This window comes from Parasphingorhabdus pacifica, from assembly GCF_054779195.1.
In genome coordinates this window covers 186,810-208,589 of record NZ_BAAGYS010000004.1, presented here as the reverse complement: position 1 = coordinate 208,589, position 21,780 = coordinate 186,810, and the positions used below count along the sequence as shown (strand labels likewise).

Here is a 21,780-nt window from a genome sequence, read left to right as displayed (position 1 = left end):
ATGGAAGTGGCCCTCGGAGACCAGGTCTCCGAGGGCCACTCTCCTTCGAGAATTACTGCTCGTCCTGCTGCAAGTCAGCCTGCACGTCCCGCAAGCCGGACTCGTACTCACGGGCGTGGTGCCCGCAGAACAGCAGCTCCCCACCGGATGGCAATACGGCGCGAAGCTTCGCAGCGGCCCCGCAGCGGTCGCAGCGGTCGGCGGCGGTCAGCTCGGGGCGGGTGAGCGTTCCAGGCATCGTGATCTCCCTCCGTCCCGGCGTCGGAGTTCCCCGACGCCCTCGATCCTGCTGCGACCACCGGTGGCCCGTTGGCGACGGGGCCGGTGTTCGCTGGCTCCACTCTTCCAGACGCATGGGCCCGCGTCAGTGTTCCCGCGCCGGGGAGCGACAGTCGTCACGTTTGAGTACCCGGTTGCAGCAGTGCTCGTCGCTCAGCGTCATCAACACCAAGTTCGTGGCCGCTGAGCAGGCAAAACAATACCGGTTGAGGCGAGAGTGCCAGCTCGTTCCGGACGTCGAAGTGAGTACGAACGTGTTTCACATCACATTATTGTGATCTTGTCGCGGCTGTTGGTTCCGCTGGAAGCGAACAGAGATTTTTCAGGTCACGGAGAGTGTTTTTCCGCTGTGCGAGAGGGGGCGAGCACGACACGGCCGCGTGAGCGCCGACAACTCGCCGCGGCGCGAAACCCCTCCGCAGCGGGTGGGGGGCGTTGCTGAGGAGCCGTTTCGGCGGCCGTCCGGGGTGTCCGCGCATCGCACCTGCACTCCGCGCCGTAGGACCGGGCGTGCTGGGCCCGGACGCACAATGCCGCTGGTCCGCGAGTCGCGGGCCAGCGGCATTGTGTTCGAAGGTTCAGTCCAGGTAGTCGCGCAGCACCTGCGAGCGCGACGGGTGGCGCAGCTTCGACATCGTCTTCGACTCGATCTGGCGGATCCGCTCACGGGTCACCCCGTAAACCTGGCCGATCTCGTCGAGCGTGCGCGGCTGGCCATCGGTGAGGCCGAACCGCAGTCGGACGACACCGGCTTCACGCTCGGAGAGCGTTGCCAGTACCGACTGCAGCTGGTCCTGCAGCAGCGTGAACGACACCGCGTCCACTGCCACGACCGCCTCGGAGTCCTCGATGAAGTCACCGAGCTGGCTGTCGCCCTCGTCACCGATCGTCTGATCGAGCGAAATGGGCTCCCGGGCGTACTGCTGGATCTCCAGCACCTTCTCCGGGGTGATGTCCATTTCCTTGGCGAGTTCTTCCGGCGTGGGCTCCCTGCCCAGATCCTGAAGCAGCTCGCGCTGGATTCGGCCGAGCTTGTTGATGACCTCGACCATGTGGACCGGTATACGGATGGTCCTGGCCTGGTCGGCCATCGCTCGGGTGATCGCCTGCCGGATCCACCAAGTGGCGTACGTGGAGAACTTGTAGCCCTTGGTGTAGTCGAACTTCTCGACGGCGCGGATCAGACCGAGGTTGCCCTCCTGGATGAGGTCCAGGAAAGCCATACCACGTCCGGTGTAGCGCTTGGCGAGACTCACGACCAGCCGGAGGTTGGCTTCGAGCAGGTGGTTCTTGGCACGCTCGCCGTCCCGCACGATCCAACGCAGATCGCGCTTCATCTGGAAGGCGAGCTTCTCCTCGGATTCGTCGGTCTGACGCAGGCGCTCGGCACCGTAGAGGCCCGCCTCGATGCGCTTGGCGAGTTCCACCTCTTCCTCGGCGTTGAGCAGAGCGACCTTGCCGATCTGCTTCAGGTACGCACGGACGGAGTCGGCCGACGCGGTCAGCTCGGCATCCTTGCGAGCCTGGCGCAGCGCCTCGGACTCTTCCTCGTCCCAGACGAAGTCGGAGTCGGTCTTGCCGTCTTCGTCTTCGGGAACGGTCGGCTCTTCGGGGATCTCCACTTCGACTTCGGCGAGATCGCCGACGTCCGGAGAGGTCAGATCCGTTTCGATCGGTTCGTCGATCTCCAGGCTCTCGCCGTTGCCCTTGGAACCGGCTGAGTCCGTGGCCGACTTCGCCGAAGTCTTGGCGCCCTTCTTGGCCGCCGTCTTGCCGGCGGTCTTGCGGGCGGTCGACTTCGCACCGGTGGAACTCTTGGCCGTTCGCTTGGAAGCGGTCGCCGTTGTCTTCGGCTCCTCGGCGCCAGCCTGCTCGGTCGCCTCCTCGTTCGAGGTGGCCGGCTGGGACTGGGCCGACTCGGACTGGGCACCGCCAGAATTTGCAGCGGAGCTGGAGCGTCGGGTTGCGGTTTCTGCGGCTGCCACGTACGCCCTTTCGCGACGGTCGATCAGGGCTGGCCGGAGGGCGCGAAACCTCGGCCGCCAGAGGTCGGGGACGACCCACTGTTCAGACTCCTGAGATGAACCGTTCGGCGCATCCGCGAAGCCGTGAATCCGGTGGGTCGTGTTCCATTGTAACTGCGTCGAGCGAGTGCGGTTCCGCTGCAAGGTGGAGTACACGCTCAAAGGGGCACACGACCGGGTTGTTCCTCAGAGCCTGAGCTGGTCTGCGGCAGCCGTCGCGGCACCCACGATGCCCGCGTCGTTCTTGAGGGTCGCTGCTACCACCGGAGTACGCGTGTCCAGGAGCGGAAGCCATTTGTGCTGCTTCTTGCTGACCCCGCCGCCCGCGATGATGAGGTCCGGCCAGAGGAACTTCTCGACCGCCTGGATGTAGCGGCTGACCCGGGGCGCCCATTCGGGGTAAGAAAGTTCGAGCTCGTCCTTCACCGACGCGGCAGCCTGGGTCTCGGCATCGTGCCCGTCGACCTCGATGTGACCGAACTCGGTGTTGGGGACCAACTCGCCGTTGATGAACGTCGCACTGCCGATTCCGGTGCCGAAGGTGAGCAGCACGACGAGCCCGTCCCGGTCGACTCCGGAGCCGGATCGCATCTCGGCGAGCCCTGCCGCGTCGGCGTCGTTGAGCACGACGATCTCCTCGCGGCTGCGGCCGAGCCGTTCGGCGAACATCGCTTGCGCATCTGTACCGATCCAGTTTTGATCGATGTTCGCCGCCGTGTGAGCGATTCCCTGCTTGACCACGCAGGGAAGGGTGACCCCGACGGGGCCGGTCCAACCGAACTTCTCGACTATTTCGGCGACGACGTCGGCGACGGCGTCGGGGGTCGATGGGTGTGGAGTCGGAACGCGCATGCGCTCATCGGCCAGCACGCCACCGTCGATGTCGACCGGGGATCCCTTGATGCCTGACCCGCCGATGTCCACGCCGAATCCGCGGACAGTTCCCATCCCTGATCCTTCCTATTCGATTCAGACCGAGGTGTGGAGACCTTAACCGCGCTGTGTTGCGATGTGAATGTGGGATTGACATCAACTCCGGAACCGGAAGCCCTGCGGGCGGTTGCCGTGCAGGTCGCGGGTGAGGCGGCCGATCTGGCGCGCACCATGCGTGACCAGGCGGTCGTCGATGGATCCGTGGACGTGAAGAGTACCGAGACCGACGTCGTGACCGCTGCCGACCACGCTGCCGAGCGGCTGGTCCGGGACCGGTTGGCGGAGCTGCGCCCGGGCGAGTCCGTGCTGGGTGAGGAAGAAGGCGGTGACGGTGCGCTCGACGGTCTCCGTTGGGTGGTCGACCCGATCGACGGGACGGTGAACTACCTCTACGGTTTTCCCTGGTACGCCGTATCGCTGGCCGCCCAGGTGGATGGTCGTTCGGTGGCCGGTGCGGTAGTGGAACCCGTGTCCGGACGGGTGTGGAGCGCATCGGAGGGCGGTGGTGCCTCTCTCGACGGACGGGTGCTGCGGGCGTCGACGTCGGAGCGGCTCGACCTCGCGCTGGTCGGGACGGGTTTCGCGTATTCCCTGCCCCGTCGCAAGGCCCAGGCCGAAGTGGTCGGTCGACTGCTCGGTGAGGTTCGTGACATTCGTCGCAGTGGATCGGCCGCGATGGACCTGTGCGCGGTGGCCGCGGGCTGGCTCGACGGCTACTACGAGATCGGGCTGAACCGTTGGGACTGGGCGGCGGGTGCGCTGATCGCAGTCGAGGCGGGTGCGTGGCTGCGCCTGCCGGGTACGGGGACCACCGACGGTCTCGGTGATGGCGCGATCGTGTGCGCGGCGCGGGGAGTGGCGCGCGAACTCGCGGACACTCTGGTCAGGCTGGAGGCGGCCGACGTCTGAGTTCGTTCGTCGAACGCGCTCCTGGGGCGGCTCCGCCCCAGGAGCGAGGTCCGGAGCCTGCTCCCGGCCGGCGGTGCGCTCGCGGCCGACCGGTCCCGGTCAGCAGTGCACGTCGCGGGCCTTCTGCATCAGGTCGTCGCCGATTCGCGGGGGTGTCGCCTCTTGCGCGGCGCTGCCCTCCCGGTCTCGTTGCGGGACCCAGTTCTTGAGTTCCTGCAGGACCTGTTTGGCTTCGGAGGTCGTCCTGATGTCGTCGAACTCGGCGCCGAGTACGAGGTCGACTCCGGGGTCGTTCCGTTCGTCACGGACCAGCTGAGCGCACGGGACGACCAGGCTGAGCGTGCGGGCGGCTTCCGCCCCGTCCTTGCCGAACCTGATCTGCCCGTGGCAGTTCAGGTCGTAGTTCGTGTACACGGGGTCGTCGGCCGCCTCGGCGCCTTCGACGAAACCGAGGTCGGTCAGCTGCTCACTGACCAGCGACGCCTCGTTGCTCTCCCCGTTCCCGTTGAGCACCCGGACCGGGATGTCCTGTGGCGGGATCGGTGAGGTCTCGTTCAGGGCGTCCCTGGGCAGCATCGAGCCCAGCGCCACCGGTTTCTCGCCCGCGGGTTCCTCGCCTGCGGCGGTGGGAGCCGTGCTCGGCGGGCTCGGGTGGTTGCACCGGGTCGCGGTCTCGATGTCCTCCAGCGAGTCGAATACCTGGGTCCACATGAACCCGGACGCCAACACGAGGGCGCAAAGCACGAACAACGCGGGCAACGGCCGGCGTCGCCGATAACGGGGACCCCGCTGGCCCCACCTCGTAGTCGCGGCAGCCACGTCCTGCCACCCTCCTCGACCTCGCCGGAATCCGGAAACGTTCATCGCTGGCTGTGATCAGCCTAGGTGGTCCAGAGCTGTCATGTGGCTGCGGACGGGTCGTTGTGTCGGAGTTGTTGTCGACGGGCCCGTCCGCTGGCCGAGAACCGGTTCGCTGCCAGCAGCGGACCACGCGGAGGTAAGGCCCGCAACAAACGAACACCCCAGTTGGGGGATGTTCCAGCTAGTTCCTTCTGATCAGTAGATGAAACAAACACCACACCTACGGGTGACCTGCTGAGTGGGGAGGGTCGGCATGAGCTACCCTCTCGGCGCCTCGGGCATGACGGATGAGGCGACTCGCTCGTTTCGGGGGAACTTGGGGCGCAGCAGAGCGAGATCACCGTCACGCAAATCCGCGGGCACAAAACTGGGCCCTGGAACGTTTACCAGCGGCACACCATTGCAGTCTCCACTATCGCAGGGGTGAATCACGATGGCGACCGACTACGACGCTCCGCGCCGCAGCGAGTCCGAAGAGATGGCAGAGGACTCGCTCGAAGAGCTGAAGGCGCGGCGTAATGAGGCGCAATCCGGCGCCGTCGAGGCGGACGAATCGGAGATCGCGGAGAACTTCGAGCTACCGGGCGCCGATCTGTCCGGTGAAGAGATGACGGTCAAGGTGCTTCCGAAGCAGGCGGACGAGTTCACCTGCTCGAGTTGTTTCCTCGTTCATCACCGCAGCCGGTTGGCCGAAGAGCGCAGCAGCGGCTTCATCTGCCGCGACTGCGCCGCCTGACCTACCGGTGAAAGGCCGGAGAACCGGCTCCGGGAGGGGCGCCGAAGAACATGAGAACAAGGACGAGCCGGGCACACGCTGGGGGCGTGTGCCCGGCTCGTCCTTGTGGTGTGTCAGCCCACCGTGGCAGGTCGTCGATGTGACGTTTCGGCAGAACTCTCGGACATTCGGCGGCTGGTTTTTCCCGAGGCCCGGAAGCGGGCGGCAGGTCGCCGAGGACCGACGAGGTCGCGTGGGAAATCTTCACACGATGGTGTGGTAAATGGATTCCGCCCGCGAATGACCGACTGGCCCGAGCCGGAGGTGGGAATCCGATTCCACCGAACGGCTCGGGCGGTTCCGTTCAGCGGTGCGGCAGCTCACGTCAGCGTTGTGGCGGTGCCTCGGCAGCCAGTGCCTCCACCAGCTTTTCCGGGTGGCGGGTGCTCACGACCCAGTACGGCGTGGGGTCGTTGTCGTCGTCCAGCCAGATCCGGACGGCGGTGCGGATCCAGGGACGGTGGACGAGGAACGCCGCCGGGTCGAGTTCGGGGCCGAGCGCCGCCCGCTTGTCCGCCGCCTCGATCGTCTCCGCCTCGTCGATGAATCGAAGTGGCAGGGTAGCGTCGCCGACCCGCACCTGTTCGTCGGTCACTTCGACCTTGGTGCGGCCCAGCCAGAGCGGCACTGCGATGGCGAGTGGGACCAACACCAGGTAGGGCAACCAGGCCCGGATCCCGGGGTAACCCATGTGCACTTCGGCGGCCAGCAGGGCCGCCGCGATCAACGGCAGCGGCCACGTCCACCAGGACGCGTAGAGCCGTTCCCGGAACGTCCCGGACCGGGACCCGTTCGCCTGACCGGGGGTGTCCACGGCGGCGCCGACCACTTCTGCGTTCTCCGACACGTCTTCAGGGTAGTCTCGCGGCCCGTGCCCAATGTGAAGGTCCTGCTGACTCGCCTTGACCCAGACATCCCACTGCCCACCTATGCCGCTCCTGGCGACGCCGGTGCCGATCTGATGACGACGACGGATCTCGTGCTCGAGCCGGGCCGGCGAGAACTGGTGGGGACGGGGATCGCGTTGGCGTTGCCGGAGGGGTATGCCGGTTTCGTCCACCCCCGCTCCGGCCTGGCCGCCAAGGCCGGTCTTGGCGTGGTGAACGCGCCGGGGACGATCGATGCCGGCTACCGGGGTGAAATCAAGGTGTGTTTGATCAATCATGACCCGGAGAGGTCTTTGTCGTTGCGGCGTGGCGACCGCATCGCGCAGCTGATCGTCCAGAAGGTCGAACAGGCCGAGTTTCACGAGGTCGATGTGTTGCCGGAGTCGCAGCGGGGAGCCGGTGGATACGGATCCACCGGCGGGCACGAGGTGCTGACGGTGTCGGCGAAGGCCGATGCCGACCACAGGACGGAGGTCTGAAGGATGTTCGGATGGGGCCGTCGCGGGCGGCGCGCGGAGGCGGACGAACGGGATCAGTTCGCCGACGTCGACGAACCGGACGACCGGGAACTCGCCGTCAAGGGACCTTTCGACGAGCAGGAGGCGCCCTCGGACGGGGTCGAACGTCTGGATCTGGGGTCGGTGCGGTTTCCCGTACCGGAAGGCAGTCAGCTGCAGGTGGAGGTCGACCCGTCCGGCCCGGTCCGCGCGGTGCACCTGGTCACCGACGTCGGCCGGATCACGGTCAGCGGATTCGCCGCGCCCAAGACCAGTGACCTGTGGCCGGAGGTCAGCAACGAACTCGCCGACCAGCTCCGCGCGGACGGCGCGAAGGTCTATTCGGTGATCGGTGACTGGGGTGCCGAGATCGTGGCCGACTCCCCGAAGGCCATGCTCCGCTTCGTCGGGGTCGACGGTCCGCGTTGGATGTTGCGGGGTGTCGCGGCAGGGCCCTCCGAGCATTCGGAGGCGTGCACGAAACTGCTGTATGCGCTGCTGGAGGAAACGGTGGTCGTCCGAGGGGACGAGCCGCTTCCGGTACGCACGCCCCTGCCGATCGAACTACCCGAGTCGATCGCCAAGCACATCCAGCAGGCGCAGGCCGGCGAGCAGGCGACGAGCTGAGGTGTTCGGAGGCGCGGGGCCGCTCCGGAGAGCCCGTCGAAGCCGTGGCGCCCATCGGCTCCGCGCTTCGGCGGCCCGCCGTTCGGTTGTGCCCATTGCGCCGTCGGTGATCGTTCGCTGCCCGATCGGGCGAGACAAGGTCGAATTCCGCCCAGGGTTGACGACTCGACGAAGGTCCGCGGGCTACGCTGGGGGTGGATGGGCTGCAATTCGAGCCTCGAGGCGCAGGAGCGCTAGATGAGCAACATCGGGGGCGGTTACTGGCGCCGCCTTGTACACCGTCTGACCAGTGATGTCGGCGAGCTCGACGCCGATGACCTCTCGGAGCGGGCGGAGGCTGGGGGCGCCCAGCGTGCCTGCGACTGCACACGGGGTCAGGAGGCCGTGGTGCTCGGTCGGGTGCGGAGCGTGGGTTTGTCGCCCAAGACTTCGGCACCGACGCTGGAAGCGGAGCTTTTCGATGGCACCGAAGGTGTCACGCTGGTGTGGTTGGGTCGGCGCCGGATCACCGGTATCGAACCCGGTCGCACGTTGAAGGCCAGCGGCCGGATCGCCGTCCGAGACGGCCGCAAGGTGCTGTACAACCCCTACTACGAGTTGCAGAACACCGCATGAGCGAACGCGATACATCCGAGTCCCGACTCCCGGAGCCATCCGCTGGTTCGACGGAAGCCGTGTCCTCTCCGGAGGATCCCGCGGCATCCGGATCGCCTGGCGGACAGCAGCCCGAGAGCTCGGGAGAGAACCGGGCCGCCGCACCCGAGCAGACCCTGCTCGAACAGATGGGCGGAGTCAGCGGTCTCGCGTATTCCGCTGTCCCGATCGTGGTGTTCGTCCTGGTCAATTCGTTGATCAGTTTGACGCCGGCGATCTGGGCGGCGGTCGGAGTCGCGGTGGCCATCGCGGTGGTCCGGATCGTGCGCAAGGAGCCGTTGCAGCCCGCGTTCTCCGGCGTCCTCGGGGTGGCGGTGTGCTCCTTCATCGCTTACCGCTCCGGTGACGCCAAGGGGTTCTTCCTGCTGGGGATCTGGACGAGCCTCATCTACGGCGGGGCTTTCCTCATCTCGATCCTGGTGCGTTGGCCGCTGGTCGGGGTGGCGTGGTCCGCGCTGAACGGTCTGGGCTTCTCGTGGCGGCAGCACCGCAGGGCGATGACCGGTTACGATCTCGCCACGCTCGCGTGGACCATCGTCTTCGCCGCCAAGTACGTGGTTCAGCAGTGGCTCTACGCGGCGGACGAGACAGGTTGGCTGGCGTTCGCCCGGATCGCGATGGGGTATCCGCTGACCGCGCTGGCGCTCGTCGTGACGGTGTGGGCGATCCGGCGGGCGGCGAAGGTCGCCGAGCAGGCGGCCGAGGTGGAGAAGGGCGCGCCCGGTGGTCCGGCTGCGCAGCCCAATCCGTCGACGTACTGATCGTCCCGACTGCCCGACTGCCCGACTGCCCGACTGCCCGACTGCCCGACTGCCGGCTTCCACGGCGCGAGGTGCCGCCGTGGAAGCCGCGAGTGGCGGCGGTTCAGTCGGAGTAGATGATCGCGCGGATCTCCTGCTCGACGTCGGCGCCGGCCACGAACAGCATCTCGTCACCGGGTTCCATCGGATCGTCTCGCTGCGGGACGATCACTCGTCCCCCGCGCAGGATCGTGACCAGGGCTGCGTTCGAGGGCAGCTTGAGTTCCCTCACGCGGCGCCCCGCCAGCGGTGTGTTCTCGGGCAGGGTGGCCTCCACGAGGTTGGCCTCGCCCTGCCGCAGCGTCATCAAGCGGACGAGGTCGCCGACGTTGACCGCCTCTTCGACCATCGCCGCGAGCATCCTCGGGGTGGACACTGCGACGTCCACGCCCCAAGCCTCGGTGAACAACCATTCGCTGTTCGGGTCGTTCACCCGCGCCACGACTCTGCGGACCGCGAACTCGGTCTTGGACAACAGCGAGACCACGAGGTTGACCTTGTCATCACCCGTGGCGGCGATGACCACGTCACATGATTCGAGGCCGGACTCCTCCAGTGAGGCCAGCTCACAGGCGTCGGCGAGCACCCATTCGGCCTTGGGGAGGCTCCTCGGGCGGTAGTTCTCGGTGCTCCGTTCGATGAGCATGACCTCGTGGCCACCGTCGAGGAGCTCACCCGCGATGGAGTGCCCCACCGCTCCGGCTCCTGCGATAGCGATGCGCATTATTCGCTCTCCTCAGGTGCCCGCAGGGCCGCGGCGGTCACATCGGTGACGGTGCCGGACAGCGCGGCGACGTAGATGATGTCGTCGGCTTGGACGACCGTCTGGGAATCGGGAAGGACCCCGATGCCGAATCGCATGATGAATGCGACCCGTGCGCCGACGGTCTTCTCCAGTTCGGTGACCCGGTGCCCGATCCACTCGTCGTGCAGTGGCAGCTGCAGGACTGCCACCGTTCCGGATGGTTCGCGCCACTCGGTGGCGATGCCTTCCGGAAGCAGCATGCGCAGGAACCGGTCGGTGGTCCACGGGACCGTGGCCACCGTCGGAATACCCAGGCGCTCGTACACCGCGGCGCGCTTGGGGTCGTAGATGCGCGCGACGACGTGTTCGACGCCGAAGGTTTCCCGCGCCACTCGGGCCGCGACAATGTTGGAGTTGTCGCCGTTCGACACGGCGGCGAAGGCAGCCGCCTTCTCGATGCCCGCTTCGGCGAGAACGTCCCGGTCGAACCCGTTGCCGGTGACCTGTTGGCCTCGGAAGTCCTTGCCCAGGCGGTGGAAGGCCTGGCTGTTCTTGTCCACTACGGCGACCGTGTGATCGAGCCGTTGCAGTGCTGCGGCCAGGGAAGCCCCGACCCGGCCGCACCCCATGATCACGACGTGCACGACCTGTCTCCTCGTTGCGGTCCGTTGCGCCGATTTTCCGGTCGCAGAGCGACCGTACCCGTGGCTGCGGCTGAAGGCTGCGTTTCGGGTCGCTCGATCTGTTCACCGGGCGCTGCGGGCGGCGGATGCACCGTACCGGTAGGGGTGTGGTGGGCGCCTGGCGGGCGATCGAGCGACGACTTTCGCGTGGGGGCAGGCCGTTGGCGAGCGCGGTGAGGCATAGCGCTTACGCTCTGTGCCGTGTCCAAGCTCGTGACCACGACCAAGCGCCTGCTGGTCGGTCGGCCCTTCCGCAGCGACCGGCTGTCCCACACGCTGCTGCCGAAGCGACTCGCGTTGCCGGTGTTCGCCACGGACGCCATGTCGTCGGTGGCCTACGCACCGGAAGAGATCTTCCTGGTGTTGTCGGTGGCGGGGCTCTCCGCCTACACCCTCACCCCGTGGGTGGGGGCGATGGTCGCGATCGTCATGCTCACGGTGGTCGCGAGCTACCGGCAGAACGTTCGCGCCTACCCGTCTGGTGGTGGCGACTACGAGGTCGCCAAGGTCAACCTGGGGCATCGTGCGGGGCTGACCGTTGCGAGTGCTCTGATGGTCGATTACACGCTGACGGTCGCGGTTTCCATCTCGTCGGCTGCCGCGAACATCGGTTCGCTCGTGCCGTTCGTGGCCACGCACAAGGTCGCTTTCGCGTTGGCCGCGATCGCCGTTCTCACCGCCATCAGTCTGCGCGGGGTGCGTGAATCCGGGGGGTTCATGGCCTTCCCGGTCTACGCGTTCCTCGTCGGTGTGCTCGGGATGATCGCCTACGGGCTGGTCCGGGCGCTGGTGCTGGATGAGCGGATGCGGGCCGAGAGCGCCTCGGTCGAGATCCTGCCGGACGATTCGCAGATCGCCGGGGCCGCGTTCGTGTTCCTCGTGCTGCGGGCCTTCTCGCAGGGCGCGGCCGCACTGACCGGTGTCGAGGCGATCAGCAACGGTGTGCCCGCGTTCCGCAAGCCGAAGCCGCGCAACGCGGCCAAGACGCTGCTGTTGATGGGGACCATCTCGGTCACGATGCTGATGGGGCTGATCTTCCTCGCCCAGCTGACAGGCGTGCGGATGGCCGAGAACCCGGCTGCGCAAATCGTGGACGCGCCACCGGGATACGACCAGAAGACGATGATCGCGCAGATCGCGAACGCGGTCTTCGACGGATTTCCGGCGGGGGCGTACTTCGTCACGGGGGCGACGGCGGTCATCCTGATCCTGGCCGCGAACACGGCTTTCAACGGTTTTCCGGTGCTGGGGTCGATCCTGGCTCAGGATCGCTTCCTGCCGAGGCAGCTGCATACCAGGGGTGACCGCCTGGCGTTTTCGAACGGCATCCTCTTTCTCGCGGCGTTCGCCGGGCTGCTGGTGTGGATTTTCGATGCCGAGGTGACTCGCCTGGTCCATCTGTACGTGGTCGGTGTTTTCGTGTCCTTCACCATCGGGCAGGCGGGAATGGTGCGGCACTGGCAGCGAGCGCTGCGGGAGGAGTCAGCTCCCGCCGAGCGGCGGCGCATGCGCCGGGCGCAGGCCATCAACACGTTCGGTCTGCTGATGACCGGTTCCGTGCTGCTGATCGTTTTGACGACCAAGTTCGCCAAGGGTTCGTGGATCGCGGTGGGGGCGATGATCGTCTTCTACGGTTTGATGACCGCGATCCGCAAGCACTACGACCGGGTGGCCGAGGAACTCACGCGGCGGGACGAGCCTGCCGTCCTGCCGTCGCGGAACTATGCGATCGTTCTCGTGTCCCAGGTGCACCTGCCGACGTTGCGTGCGCTCGCCTACGCCCGGGCGACGCGTCCGGATACGCTGGAGGCGGTTACGGTCAACGTGGACGACGAGGGCACCCGCGTGCTGACGTCGGAGTGGGACGCCGAAGATCTGTCGGTTCCCCTGAAGGTGATCGAATCCCCCTATCGCGAAGTGACCCGTCCGCTGCTGGAGTACGTGAAGCGGATCCGCCGCAACAGCCCACGCGACGTGGTCACGGTGTTCATTCCCGAGTACGTGCTCGGGCATTGGTGGGAGCAATTGCTGCACAACCAGAGTGCGCTGCGGATCAAGGCCCGTCTGCTCTTCGAGCCGGGCGTGATGGTCACCAGCGTGCCGTGGCAGCTTGCGTCGTCGGCGCGGGCGAAGAAGCGGGGCCGTGAGGTTCCGAGCGTGGTGCGGAGAGGACGCGGCGAAGACATGAAGGAGAATGATCAGAAGTGACCGGGAAACCGGATTGGACCGGTCAGCGCCTCCGACTGGAAGTCGGATCGGTAGCCCACGGCGGGCATTGCGTCGCCCGCCACGAGGGGCGTGTGGTTTTCGTCCGGCACGCGTTGCCGGGTGAGGTGGTGCTCGCCGAGATCACCGATGACACGGGCGGGAGCTTCTGCCGTGCCGATGCCGTCGAGGTCGAGGTGGCGGCAGCGGGGCGGGTCACACCGCCGTGCCCGCTCGCGGACATGGCTCGCGGCAAGGATCGGTGTGGCGGTTGCGACTGGCAGCACGCGTCGGCCGAGACCCAGCGCGAGCTGAAGGAAGCCGTGATCGCGGAGCAGCTGCAACGGATCGCGGGGATCGAGTATCCCGTGCGCGTTCAGGAACTTCCCGGGGGACTGCTGGGTTGGCGCAGCCGGGTGCGTCTGGCGGTGGACCCGCAGGGCCGGCCTGGGTTCCGGGCGAATCGGAGCCACCGGGTGATCCCGATCGAGGACTGCCCGATCACGGTTCCCGGTGCGCTCGACGAGGTGACCGATCGGCGGTGGCCGAAGGGCGCCGAGATCGAGGTGGCCAAGGACGACGCCGGTGAGGTGCACGTGACCACTCACCAGCGCAGGCCGGATCGCCGTCGGGAGAGGCGTGGCCCGATGGTTTCCAAGCGTGTCCAGGGCTCCGGTGTCGCGCACGAGCGGGCGGTGGGACGCAGCTGGGAGCTGGACGCCCACGGCTTCTGGCAGGTGCACCCGGAGGCCGCGGACTTGTTCGCCGCGTCGGTCGCCCGCATGGCTCGGGTTCCGGACGGCGGGACGGCCTGGGATCTCTACGGCGGTGTGGGGCTGTTCGCGGCCGTGCTCGCCGAACAGGTCGGCCCGAGCGGTTCGATCCTGGTGGTGGAGTCCTCCGAGCGGGCAACCGAGGACGCCGTGTCGAACCTGCGCGATCTGCCGCAGGTCGCGTTCCGGGCGGGCATGGTGGAGAAGGTGCTGACCGACGAGGAGCTGGACGCGCCGGACGTGATCGTGCTGGATCCGCCTAGAAAGGGTGCGGGGCGGGAGATCGTCGAGGCGATGTGCGCGCGCGGTCCGGAACGGATCGTGCACGTGGCGTGCGACCCCGCAGCGCTGGCTCGTGATCTCGGGCTGTTCCGGGATCACGGTTACCACTTGGTCGAGCTGGAAGCGTTCGACGCGTTTCCCATGACCCATCACGTCGAGTGCGTGGCCGTGGTCGAACGCCGGGACTGACCTGTCGCGTCCGGTCGAGGGGAACGCTGTCGACGGGAACACCGTCGTCGGTGGCGAGCCGCTGCCGACCGGCATGGCTCGACAGGGCTATGGCTCTTGCCGGGTGAGAACCCGCGCGCCGGTCGTACATGTCCGGTGGCGGGGTTCTCACCCGGTCTGCTGTCAGCCCCCGCCTGGGAGGTCGGGCCTGAACTCTTCCCGCTTCTCCGCCACTTCTTCCTTCTCCGCGGGGGAGGGGTTGTCACCGGCGGAGTACTCTTCCATGCCGGTCTTTTCCGGCGCGGTGTCGAAGTCGGCGCCCTGCACCATGTGCGGGGCCGGTACCCAGTTCTCCGGGCTGCGGTTCGGGAGCACGTCCGCCGCCTCGTCCGCGCCGTGGTTCTTGACGGTTTCCACGCCTTCTTTGAAGGGACCCGGTCCGTTGTCGGGCAGGGGTGGTGCCGTGTCCCAGTTGTGCCAGCCGTCCCAGCCGCCGCCGGGCGCGGTGGGGACCTCGTCCAAGACGCCGGTGTAGTTCGCACCTCCGCCCGCGACACCACCCAGTGCGCCACCGGCGGCTCCCGACCCCATGTTTTGCTCGTTGTGTCCGGGGTCCTCGGGGTTCTGCATCGAATTGTTCATGCCGGCGAACATCGAGCCTCCGGCAGTGCCTTCCGCTGCGCCGTAGAGGCTCTTACCGCCGATCTCGGAGGTCTTGCTGAGCGGACCGCCGTCGGTGAGCGAGTCGGGCAGCTTGTTCATGAATTTCGAGGCCCGCACGGAACTGCTGACGCCCTTCGCGACACCACCGAAGACGCCACCGGCGATCCCCGCACCGAGTCCAGCGGCCGCTCCCGATTTCGCCGCGCTCGCGGTCTTGTCCTCGTCCCAGTCATCGCGGTTTCCGTCGTCCATCTGACCTGCTTGGATGCCGACGTCGACGGCCACGTTCACGGCCACGTTGAGCACGATCTGCTGAATGGTGTTCATCAGCGCCTGCATGAGCCCGCGCACGACGGCTTGGGTGGCGGTTTGTGCGGCTGCGATCCCGGCGGTGCTGGTTCCGAAGGTGACCGCGGCGAGCGCCAGCATGAGCGCGACCTGGGCGGCGAGGATGGCCAGCGCGGCGATGATGCTGATCTTGGTGTATTCGACCTCCGCCGCGACTTCCTGGCAGGCGCTCGAAAGCTCTTCGCAGAGCTTCTCCAGCGCGACGAGGGGGGCTTCCTCCCCTTCGGTGAGTTTCTTCCCGTACTCCTCGAACGCCTTGGCGGTCTCACCCTCCATCGTCCCCAGTACGGAACGGATGGCGGCTTCGGCGTCCCCGGTGACGGAGCCGACTTCCTCGCCGCAGGCTTCCCAGGCGTCGCGGAGTCGCCGGAGGGCGTCTTCGTCGCCCTCCGGCCAATCCGCGCCCACCACGACCGAGGCGAAGTCCTGCAGACCGGACGGTATGTGGAGGGTCATGTCCAACTCCCGGCATCGTTGATGTTCGCGGCGGCGTGCTGGTCGACTGCCTCCGACGTGTCAGCGGTCCCCGTCAGGTCGCTGGTGGTTCGGCTGAGGATTTCGGCGACGGTCTCGGAACCGTCCGTGGCATCAGTGGTGGCAGCGGTGTACTTCTCGCCGAAAGTCTCGCCGGGTTCGTCATGGCCCCAGCAGTTTCCTTCGGCGTCGATGACTTCCTGGAGTTGGCTGAAGGCTCGCTTGAGCCTGTCGGCGGCCAGCTCGAACTTGGGTGCCTGTGCCCGCAGCGCTTCGGTGTCGATTTCCATGCCGTCGGCCATCAGCGGCCTCCGCTCGGCCGACCGCCGGTCGAGAAGTCCTCGTCCTCGTCCTCGTCGTCGTCTTCGTCCTCGTCGTCGTCCGCATCCTCGTCCACGCCGTCGGGAACAGCGGGTGCTTCCGGGATGAGGTTTTTCAGCGACGGTGCGTTGGGGAAGAAGTCCGGCAGGTCCGGCGTGTTCTGCCGCATCGGCGCGAGGGCCTCGTCTGCCTGGGAGCGCGCGTTTCTCGCAGCGGCTTGGATCGTCAACACGATCGACTCGGACAGCTTGTCGGGTGTGGTCGACCGGAAGGCGGACGGCGTCAGGTCGAGCCCGGTGACGATGCCGACGGAATTGACCCGCACGGTGACGAGGCCGTCCTTCGACGTGGCTTCGCCGGTGGCGTCCGCCGCCTGTGCTTGGACTTGCTTGAGCTGCTCGGTCTGGCGACCGAGACCTTCGAGCAGAGACGTCATGTGCTCGCGCATTGCCGCGTTGCGTGCGTTGAGCTCCGCGTTACGGCCGTCTGAGGGGCTCATCTTCTCCTACCAGCGGTGGATGTGGTCGAAATTCACACCACAGATGATATCTATAACCCTGTGGAGAATGATCAGTATGGAGATTTCCACTACGTGATCAGTGTGTGCAGGCGTGACCGCGAAGGTGTGAACCAACCCGAGGAACCGATCGGCGACTCCGTAGACTGGACCCGGCCGTATCGGGGCGGGAACACCGGCCGTCGGACAAGAGCCAAGTATTCGGGACAACTAGCGAGGTGAAGCGGTGGCGCTGCTGGAGTCCGTGCAAGGTCCGGCCGACGTCAAACGCCTGGAGCACGGTGAGCTGGTTCAGCTGGCCGATGAGATCAGGTCATTCCTGGTCGAGAAGGTCTCCCGCACCGGCGGGCATCTGGGGCCGAACTTGGGCGCGGTCGAGCTGACCCTCGCCCTGCACAAGGTTTTCGACTCGCCGTCGGACAGCTTCGTGTTCGACACGGGGCACCAGTCGTACGTGCACAAGATGGTGACCGGCAGACAGGACGGGTTCGATCGGCTGCGCAAGCGGGGCGGGCTCTCGGGCTATCCCTCGCGCGCGGAGAGCGAACACGATCTGGTGGAGAACAGTCATGCCTCCACCTCCCTCTCCTACGCCGACGGGCTTGCCCGCTCCTTCCAGGTCCAGGGCAGCGAGCGGCACGCCGTGGCCGTGGTCGGGGACGGCGCGCTGACCGGTGGGATGTGCTGGGAGGCGTTGAACAACATCGCCGCCGACCAGGAGCGTCCGCTGGTCATCGTGGTCAACGACAACGGCCGCTCGTACGCGCCCACCATCGGCGGGCTGGCCGAACACCTCGCGGCGTTGCGGCTCAACCCCGGTTACGAGAAGGCCTTGGAGAGCGGCAAGCGGACGCTGCGCAACCTGCCGGTGGTCGGCCGCCCCATCTACACGGGGCTGCACGCCGCCAAGAGCGGGATCAAGGACGCGATCAGTCCGCAGGTGATGTTCTCCGACCTGGGAATCAAGTACCTGGGCCCCGTGGACGGTCACGACATGCGCGCGCTGGAACAAGCTCTGACCATGGCCAAGAGCTTCGGCGGACCGGTGATCGTGCACGCGGTGACCCGGAAGGGCAACGGGTTCGCGCCGGCCGAGAACCACGAGGCCGACCAGATGCACCAGGTCAAGGTCATCGATCCGGCGACGGGTGCTCCGACCGCGCCCACGCCGAAGAGCTGGACGAACGTCTACTCCGAAGAGCTCGTTCGCATCGGCGAGGAGCGCTCCGACGTGGTGGCGCTGACGGCCGCGATGTTGGGGCCGACCGGCCTGGACAAGTTCGCCGCGGCTTACCCCGACCGCTGCTTCGACGTGGGCATCGCCGAGCAGCACGGCATGACATCGGCCGCCGGTCTGGCGATGGGCGGCTTGCACCCGGTGTTCGCGGTGTACTCCACCTTCCTCAACCGGGCGTTCGACCAGCTGCTGATGGACGTGGCGCTGCACGGGCTGCCGGTGACGGTCACGCTCGACCGGTCCGGGATCACCGGTGACGACGGCGCCAGCCACAACGGCATGTGGGACCTGTCGATCCTGGGCATGATTCCGGGCATCCGGGTCGCGGCCCCGAGGGACGCGATCACGCTGCGGGAGGAGCTGCGCGAGGCCGTCGCGATCGATGACGGACCCTCGGTGGTGCGGTTCTCGAAGGGATCCGTGATCGAGGAGGTCCCGGCCGTCGAGCGGGTCGGCGGTGTGGACGTGCTGAGCCGGCCCGAGCAGGGCGCGGGTCCTGACGTGCTGCTGACCGCTGTGGGCGCGTTCGCCCAGCTGGGCCTGGCCGCCGCGCGCCGGTTGGCGGATCAGGGCATCGGTGTCACGGTGGTCGACCCGCGCTGGGTGGTTCCGGTTCCGGAGACGGTCGTGGAACTGGCCGCCACGCACAAGCTGGTGGTCAGCTTGGAGGACTGCGGTCGTCACGGTGGTTTCGGCTGGTCGCTGGCCGCCGCGCTGCGGGATGCCGAGGTCGATGTGCCGCTGCGCGATCTGGGTGTGCCGAACGAGTTCCTGGAGCACATGTCCCGTGACGAGGTGCTGGCCGAACTCGGCCTGACCGAACAGGATATCGCTCGCCGGGTCACCGAATGGGTCGCCGGTCGGCTCGACGGCGAACCGGAGATCGATGTGCACGCGCACGCTAGCGCCAACGGGGACGCGAGCACCAACGGGGATCGGCAGGACACCTCGGGCTGAGTGCCGCCGTTCGCCGCAGCAGGCCACACACGGGTGCGGCCCGGTCCGGTACCGGGCCGCACTTGGTGCGTTCCGGGTTCTGTGCGCGGCTTCGCGACGGGTTCGCCCCTCGCGGCCCGGGGGCGGGTGGCTGTGGCACGGTGAACACGTGCGGATCCTTGTGGTGGAGGACGAGCAGCCGTTGGCGGATGCCATTGCCCGAGGGCTGCGCAGGGAAGGTATGGCGGTCGACGTCGCCTACGACGGCGAGTCCGGCCAGGAGAAGGTGGCGATCACCCGGTACGACGTGATCGTGCTGGACCGCGACCTGCCGGACGTCTCCGGTGATGACCTGTGCCGCGAGGTGGTCTCCTCGGGAGAGCTCACCCGGGTGATCATGCTGACCGCCAGCGGCACGGTGGAAGCGCGGGTGACGGGCCTGTCCATGGGGGCCGACGACTACCTCGCCAAACCCTTCGCGTTCGCCGAGCTCACCGCGCGGGTGCGCGCTCTCGGCAGGCGGTCGACTCCCGCGATCCCTCCGACGTTGCTCGCGCACGAGCTCTCGGTGGATCCGGCCAAGCGTGTGGTCCACCGCAGGGGAGCGGAGATCGAGCTGACCCGCAAGGAGTTCGGGGTGCTCGAAGTGTTGCTTTCCGCCGGGGGAGCGGTTGTCAGTTCGGAGGAATTACTCGAAAGGGTGTGGGACGAGAATGCCGACCCGTTCACCACCACCGTGCGGGTGACCATGATGACGTTGCGCAAGAAGCTGGGCGACCCGAGCGTGATCGAGACGGTGGTGGGGTCCGGTTACCGGGTACCGTCGGCCGGGCATGCCGAAGCTGCCGAGAGCTGACGTGATCGGCGGGAACGGCACGCTCCTCGCGCGGAGGGGCCCCGGGCTGCGGGCCCGGCTGACCTTGCTGGCGACCGGCTTGGTCGCCGGGGTGAGCGCACTGCTGCTGTGGCTGGGGTGGGTGCTGGCCGGGAACGTGGTTGCGGCGGTGCCGAAGCTACCGGACGGCACGCTGGTCCGGGTCGGCGATCTGGAGGTTCCCGCGGACCAGCTCGGGGCAGCGCTGAGCAGCTCGGCGAGGTCGCAGGTGCTGCTGGTCGGTGGGATCGCGTTCGTGGCGGTCGTGCTCGCGGCCGCGGTGTTGGCGTGGACCGTCGCGGGGCGGGTGCTCCAGCCGTTGCAGGCGGTGACCGGTTCGGCGCGGCGACTGTCGGCCGAATCCCTGGATGAGCGCATCGGGCTCAGCGGCCCCCGCGACGAGGTGGCCGAACTGGCGGACACGTTCGACGAGATGCTCGACCGGTTGCAGGCCGCGTTCGATTCGCAGCGCCGGTTCGTGGCCAACGCGAGTCACGAACTGCGCACCCCGCTGGCGGTGATCCGCACCGAACTCGACGTGACGCTGTCGGATCCTGATGTGGATACCGACGAGTTGCTGCGCATGGCCGGTGTCGTCCGGGACGCGACCGACCGGGCGGAACGGCTGGTGGAATCGTTGCTGCTACTTGCCCGCACCGATGGTGCCGGGTTGGCGGCCCGGGAGCCGGTGGATCTCACCGAGCACGTGAATCGTGCGTTGTGGACGGTTTCGGAGGAGGCGCGGCAGCGCGACCTGCGGATCGAGAGCGGTGACGATCCGGCGTTCGCGGTGGGGGATCCGGCCTTGTTGGAGCGGGTTGCCGGAAACCTGTTGGAGAACGCGGTGCGGCACAACGTTGAAAGCGGCTGGGTGGAGGTAACCACCAGCAGCGGACCGCAGTGGACATCGTTGGTGGTCCGCTCGTCCGGCCCGGAGATCGACGACGAACGGGTCGAGGCGCTGTTCGAGCCGTTCCGGAGGGCTGGGGTGCAGCGCACGGCCCGCACCGGGGCCGGACTGGGGTTGTCCATCGTGCGGGCGGCGGTGGCCGCGCACGGTGGTCGGGTGTCGGCGTGTCCGGTGCCCGGTGGCGGGCTGGAGGTCACGGTCGAGCTGCCCGTGGAGCCGTGACCAGAACCCCTGTTCGTCCGGGGTTCGGGGCCGGTGTCAGGTGTCGTAGGTCCCGGTTTTCACGGCGTGGACGAAGTCTGTCCATCGCGGGCCGGTGGTGGTGATGTATCCGGCGGCGCGGTCCTTGGTGTCCCGCACGGCCGCACCGTCGCCGCACCGGCCGACCTCGACGCATGAGTCGTTTGGGTTCGACCTAGTGGACTTCCGCCAGTTGCGCGGTTTCGGCGTCATGATTGCCCTTCCACTGGTTTGCGAGGTCGGTCAGGAGGGCGACCGAGTCCTGCGGGGTCATGGCTGTGGCTGCAAGCGTAACCAACTCCGTCCTGTAGTCCTCGACGTCTGCCTCGTCGTAAAGGAATGCTGGGCCGCGGAAGTGCTCCAGGTGCACGGTCGGTGCGGCTTTGGCGAACTCGAACAGTGTGAAGGATCCGTTGTGCGCCAGCGTCCAACCCGTGGTCGTCGACGGCAGGATCTGAATCGCGATGTTGGGTCGCTGCGCGAAATCGTGCAGGTATGCCACTTGCTCTGACATAACGGACCGATCGCCCATGGCTTCGCGGAGTACGCGCTCGGAGAGGAATACCTGAATGCGGCGCTGCGACTGCAGAATCTCACGACGTGCCATCCGAAGCTCGATACGGACTTCCCGTTGTTCTTCGGGGACTGTGGACATGATCTGTCGAGCATAGGCGCGGGTTTGCAGGAATCCCGGTACCACCAGCGGTGCGACAGCAGTGATCACCTCGGCGGAGCGCTCGAACTCGGCGAGTTCGATGAGGTGGCCGTGCAAGCCCGACTTGCTGTTCGCAATCAAATCGGGCTCGGAGGCTGTTTCGGCGAATGCGATCAACTCGTCGTACCGCTGGCCGGTGATTCCGAGCATCCCGAGCACGCGAGCGACGTAGTCCACTGGCGCGGTGCGTTCCCCGCGTTCGTAGCGAGACACCGTCGTTTGTGTGATGCCGAGTTCAGCCGCGAGTTGGCGTCCGTTCAAACCGACTTGTAATCGCAGGTCACGGAGTTCCGCGCCAAGCAGTCGAGCTTTCGGAGTGTGGGTCTCGTTGAGTCTGGCCACGACTCAAACACTAGTTGATCTAAGCCCGTGTAGCGCTACACGAAGGTGTCATTGCCGAAGTGAAACCGGTCAATCAATCTTGAAACCGGTATCAAGATCGA

Annotated in this window: 23 protein-coding genes; 11 read left to right on the top strand and 12 right to left on the bottom strand. The window is 67.1% G+C overall.

Annotated elements, in window-relative coordinates; translation table 11 throughout:
* Nucleotides 1–52: 52 nt before the first annotated feature.
* From ACYVAN_RS04980 to ppgK, 3 genes are all read right to left on the bottom strand, one after another.
* Complete coding sequence (locus ACYVAN_RS04980) at nt 53–238, bottom strand: DUF7455 domain-containing protein (protein ID WP_460956114.1); 186 nt, start codon at nt 236–238, stop codon at nt 53–55.
* 619 nt (nt 239–857) lie between these two features.
* Nucleotides 858–2,264, bottom strand: a complete 1,407-nt coding sequence (locus ACYVAN_RS04975; protein WP_460956112.1) for an RNA polymerase sigma factor — start codon at nt 2,262–2,264, stop codon at nt 858–860.
* A 225-nt stretch (nt 2,265–2,489) separates the two neighbouring features.
* The gene (gene ppgK / locus ACYVAN_RS04970) at nt 2,490–3,251 is read right to left on the bottom strand and encodes a polyphosphate--glucose phosphotransferase (RefSeq protein ID WP_460956110.1); all 762 of its coding nucleotides are present in this window, start codon (nt 3,249–3,251) and stop codon (nt 2,490–2,492) included.
* Between the two features lie 75 nt (nt 3,252–3,326).
* Between ppgK and ACYVAN_RS04965 the strand changes: the two genes are divergently transcribed.
* Nucleotides 3,327–4,145 carry an inositol monophosphatase family protein gene (locus ACYVAN_RS04965; RefSeq protein WP_460956108.1) on the top strand — a complete coding sequence of 273 codons (819 nt, stop codon included), beginning with the start codon at nt 3,327–3,329 and terminating at the stop codon, nt 4,143–4,145.
* Between the two features lie 99 nt (nt 4,146–4,244).
* On the opposite strand, the gene cei is transcribed toward ACYVAN_RS04965, so the two are convergent.
* Nucleotides 4,245–4,964 (bottom strand): envelope integrity protein Cei, encoded by a 720-nt coding sequence (cei, locus tag ACYVAN_RS04960; RefSeq protein ID WP_460956106.1) that lies wholly within the window; start codon nt 4,962–4,964, stop codon nt 4,245–4,247.
* Between the two features lie 475 nt (nt 4,965–5,439).
* On the opposite strand from cei, the gene ACYVAN_RS04955 reads away from it, so the two are divergent.
* On the top strand, nt 5,440–5,742 hold the full coding sequence (locus tag ACYVAN_RS04955) for a DUF4193 domain-containing protein (RefSeq protein ID WP_460956104.1): 303 nt from the start codon (nt 5,440–5,442) through the stop codon (nt 5,740–5,742).
* A 364-nt stretch (nt 5,743–6,106) separates the two neighbouring features.
* On the opposite strand, the gene ACYVAN_RS04950 is transcribed toward ACYVAN_RS04955, so the two are convergent.
* On the bottom strand, nt 6,107–6,628 hold the full coding sequence (locus tag ACYVAN_RS04950) for a DUF3093 domain-containing protein (RefSeq protein WP_460956102.1): 522 nt from the start codon (nt 6,626–6,628) through the stop codon (nt 6,107–6,109).
* 24 nt (nt 6,629–6,652) lie between these two features.
* Here ACYVAN_RS04950 and dut point away from each other — a divergent pair, with 24 nt between their 5' ends.
* The 4 genes from dut (at nt 6,653) to ACYVAN_RS04930 (ending at nt 9,207) form a co-directional block, all read left to right on the top strand.
* A complete protein-coding gene (dut, locus tag ACYVAN_RS04945) occupies nt 6,653–7,147 on the top strand; it encodes a dUTP diphosphatase (RefSeq protein ID WP_460956101.1) in 495 nt (164 codons plus the stop codon).
* 3 nt (nt 7,148–7,150) lie between these two features.
* Nucleotides 7,151–7,792, top strand: coding sequence for a DUF3710 domain-containing protein (locus tag ACYVAN_RS04940; RefSeq protein ID WP_460956100.1), 642 nt, complete (start codon nt 7,151–7,153; stop codon nt 7,790–7,792).
* 237 nt (nt 7,793–8,029) lie between these two features.
* Nucleotides 8,030–8,407, top strand: coding sequence for an OB-fold nucleic acid binding domain-containing protein (locus ACYVAN_RS04935; protein WP_460956099.1), 378 nt, complete (start codon nt 8,030–8,032; stop codon nt 8,405–8,407).
* A gap of 59 nt (nt 8,408–8,466) precedes the next feature.
* Nucleotides 8,467–9,207: a DUF3159 domain-containing protein gene (locus ACYVAN_RS04930; RefSeq protein ID WP_460956098.1), complete on the top strand. Its 741-nt coding sequence runs from the start codon at nt 8,467–8,469 to the stop codon at nt 9,205–9,207.
* 103 nt (nt 9,208–9,310) lie between these two features.
* On the opposite strand, the gene ACYVAN_RS04925 is transcribed toward ACYVAN_RS04930, so the two are convergent.
* Complete coding sequence (locus ACYVAN_RS04925; protein WP_460956097.1) at nt 9,311–9,970, bottom strand: potassium channel family protein; 660 nt, start codon at nt 9,968–9,970, stop codon at nt 9,311–9,313.
* Nucleotides 9,970–10,635, bottom strand: a complete 666-nt coding sequence (locus ACYVAN_RS04920; RefSeq protein ID WP_460956096.1) for a potassium channel family protein — start codon at nt 10,633–10,635, stop codon at nt 9,970–9,972. The genes ACYVAN_RS04925 and ACYVAN_RS04920 overlap by 1 nt, the downstream gene beginning before the upstream one ends.
* Before the next feature lie 240 nt (nt 10,636–10,875).
* Between ACYVAN_RS04920 and ACYVAN_RS04915 the strand changes: the two genes are divergently transcribed.
* Both ACYVAN_RS04915 and ACYVAN_RS04910 read left to right on the top strand, forming a co-directional pair.
* Nucleotides 10,876–12,882 (top strand): APC family permease, encoded by a 2,007-nt coding sequence (locus tag ACYVAN_RS04915; protein ID WP_460956095.1) that lies wholly within the window; start codon nt 10,876–10,878, stop codon nt 12,880–12,882.
* Complete coding sequence (locus ACYVAN_RS04910; protein WP_460956094.1) at nt 12,879–14,123, top strand: class I SAM-dependent RNA methyltransferase; 1,245 nt, start codon at nt 12,879–12,881, stop codon at nt 14,121–14,123. The genes ACYVAN_RS04915 and ACYVAN_RS04910 overlap by 4 nt, the downstream gene beginning before the upstream one ends.
* Before the next feature lie 162 nt (nt 14,124–14,285).
* Here the strand turns inward: ACYVAN_RS04910 and ACYVAN_RS04905 are convergent, their stop codons facing one another.
* Genes ACYVAN_RS04905 through ACYVAN_RS04895 form a run of 3 tightly spaced genes read right to left on the bottom strand, consistent with a single transcriptional unit; the run spans nt 14,286 to nt 16,407 of the window.
* Nucleotides 14,286–15,569: a WXG100-like domain-containing protein gene (locus tag ACYVAN_RS04905; protein ID WP_460956093.1), complete on the bottom strand. Its 1,284-nt coding sequence runs from the start codon at nt 15,567–15,569 to the stop codon at nt 14,286–14,288.
* Nucleotides 15,566–15,889, bottom strand: a complete 324-nt coding sequence (locus tag ACYVAN_RS04900; RefSeq protein WP_460956091.1) for a hypothetical protein — start codon at nt 15,887–15,889, stop codon at nt 15,566–15,568. The genes ACYVAN_RS04905 and ACYVAN_RS04900 overlap by 4 nt, the downstream gene beginning before the upstream one ends.
* On the bottom strand, nt 15,889–16,407 hold the full coding sequence (locus ACYVAN_RS04895; protein WP_460956089.1) for a YbaB/EbfC family nucleoid-associated protein: 519 nt from the start codon (nt 16,405–16,407) through the stop codon (nt 15,889–15,891). Before ACYVAN_RS04895 ends, ACYVAN_RS04900 begins: the two co-directional genes overlap by 1 nt.
* 244 nt (nt 16,408–16,651) lie before the next feature.
* Between ACYVAN_RS04895 and dxs the strand changes: the two genes are divergently transcribed.
* The 3 genes from dxs to ACYVAN_RS04880 all read left to right on the top strand — a co-directional run bounded on the left by dxs (nt 16,652) and on the right by ACYVAN_RS04880 (nt 20,604).
* The gene (gene dxs, locus ACYVAN_RS04890) at nt 16,652–18,619 is read left to right on the top strand and encodes a 1-deoxy-D-xylulose-5-phosphate synthase (RefSeq protein ID WP_460956087.1); all 1,968 of its coding nucleotides are present in this window, start codon (nt 16,652–16,654) and stop codon (nt 18,617–18,619) included.
* 148 nt (nt 18,620–18,767) lie between these two features.
* A complete protein-coding gene (locus ACYVAN_RS04885; protein ID WP_460956085.1) occupies nt 18,768–19,454 on the top strand; it encodes a response regulator transcription factor in 687 nt (228 codons plus the stop codon).
* Nucleotides 19,432–20,604, top strand: a complete 1,173-nt coding sequence (locus tag ACYVAN_RS04880) for a sensor histidine kinase (protein WP_460956083.1) — start codon at nt 19,432–19,434, stop codon at nt 20,602–20,604. Before ACYVAN_RS04885 ends, ACYVAN_RS04880 begins: the two co-directional genes overlap by 23 nt.
* Before the next feature lie 36 nt (nt 20,605–20,640).
* Here ACYVAN_RS04880 and ACYVAN_RS04875 read toward each other — a convergent pair whose 3' ends face one another.
* Together ACYVAN_RS04875 and ACYVAN_RS04870 are read right to left on the bottom strand one after the other, a co-directional pair.
* The gene (locus tag ACYVAN_RS04875; RefSeq protein ID WP_460956081.1) at nt 20,641–20,835 is read right to left on the bottom strand and encodes a DUF397 domain-containing protein; all 195 of its coding nucleotides are present in this window, start codon (nt 20,833–20,835) and stop codon (nt 20,641–20,643) included.
* Nucleotides 20,798–21,679, bottom strand: coding sequence for a helix-turn-helix domain-containing protein (locus ACYVAN_RS04870; RefSeq protein WP_460956079.1), 882 nt, complete (start codon nt 21,677–21,679; stop codon nt 20,798–20,800). The genes ACYVAN_RS04875 and ACYVAN_RS04870 overlap by 38 nt, the downstream gene beginning before the upstream one ends.
* Nucleotides 21,680–21,780: the final 101 nt, after the last annotated feature.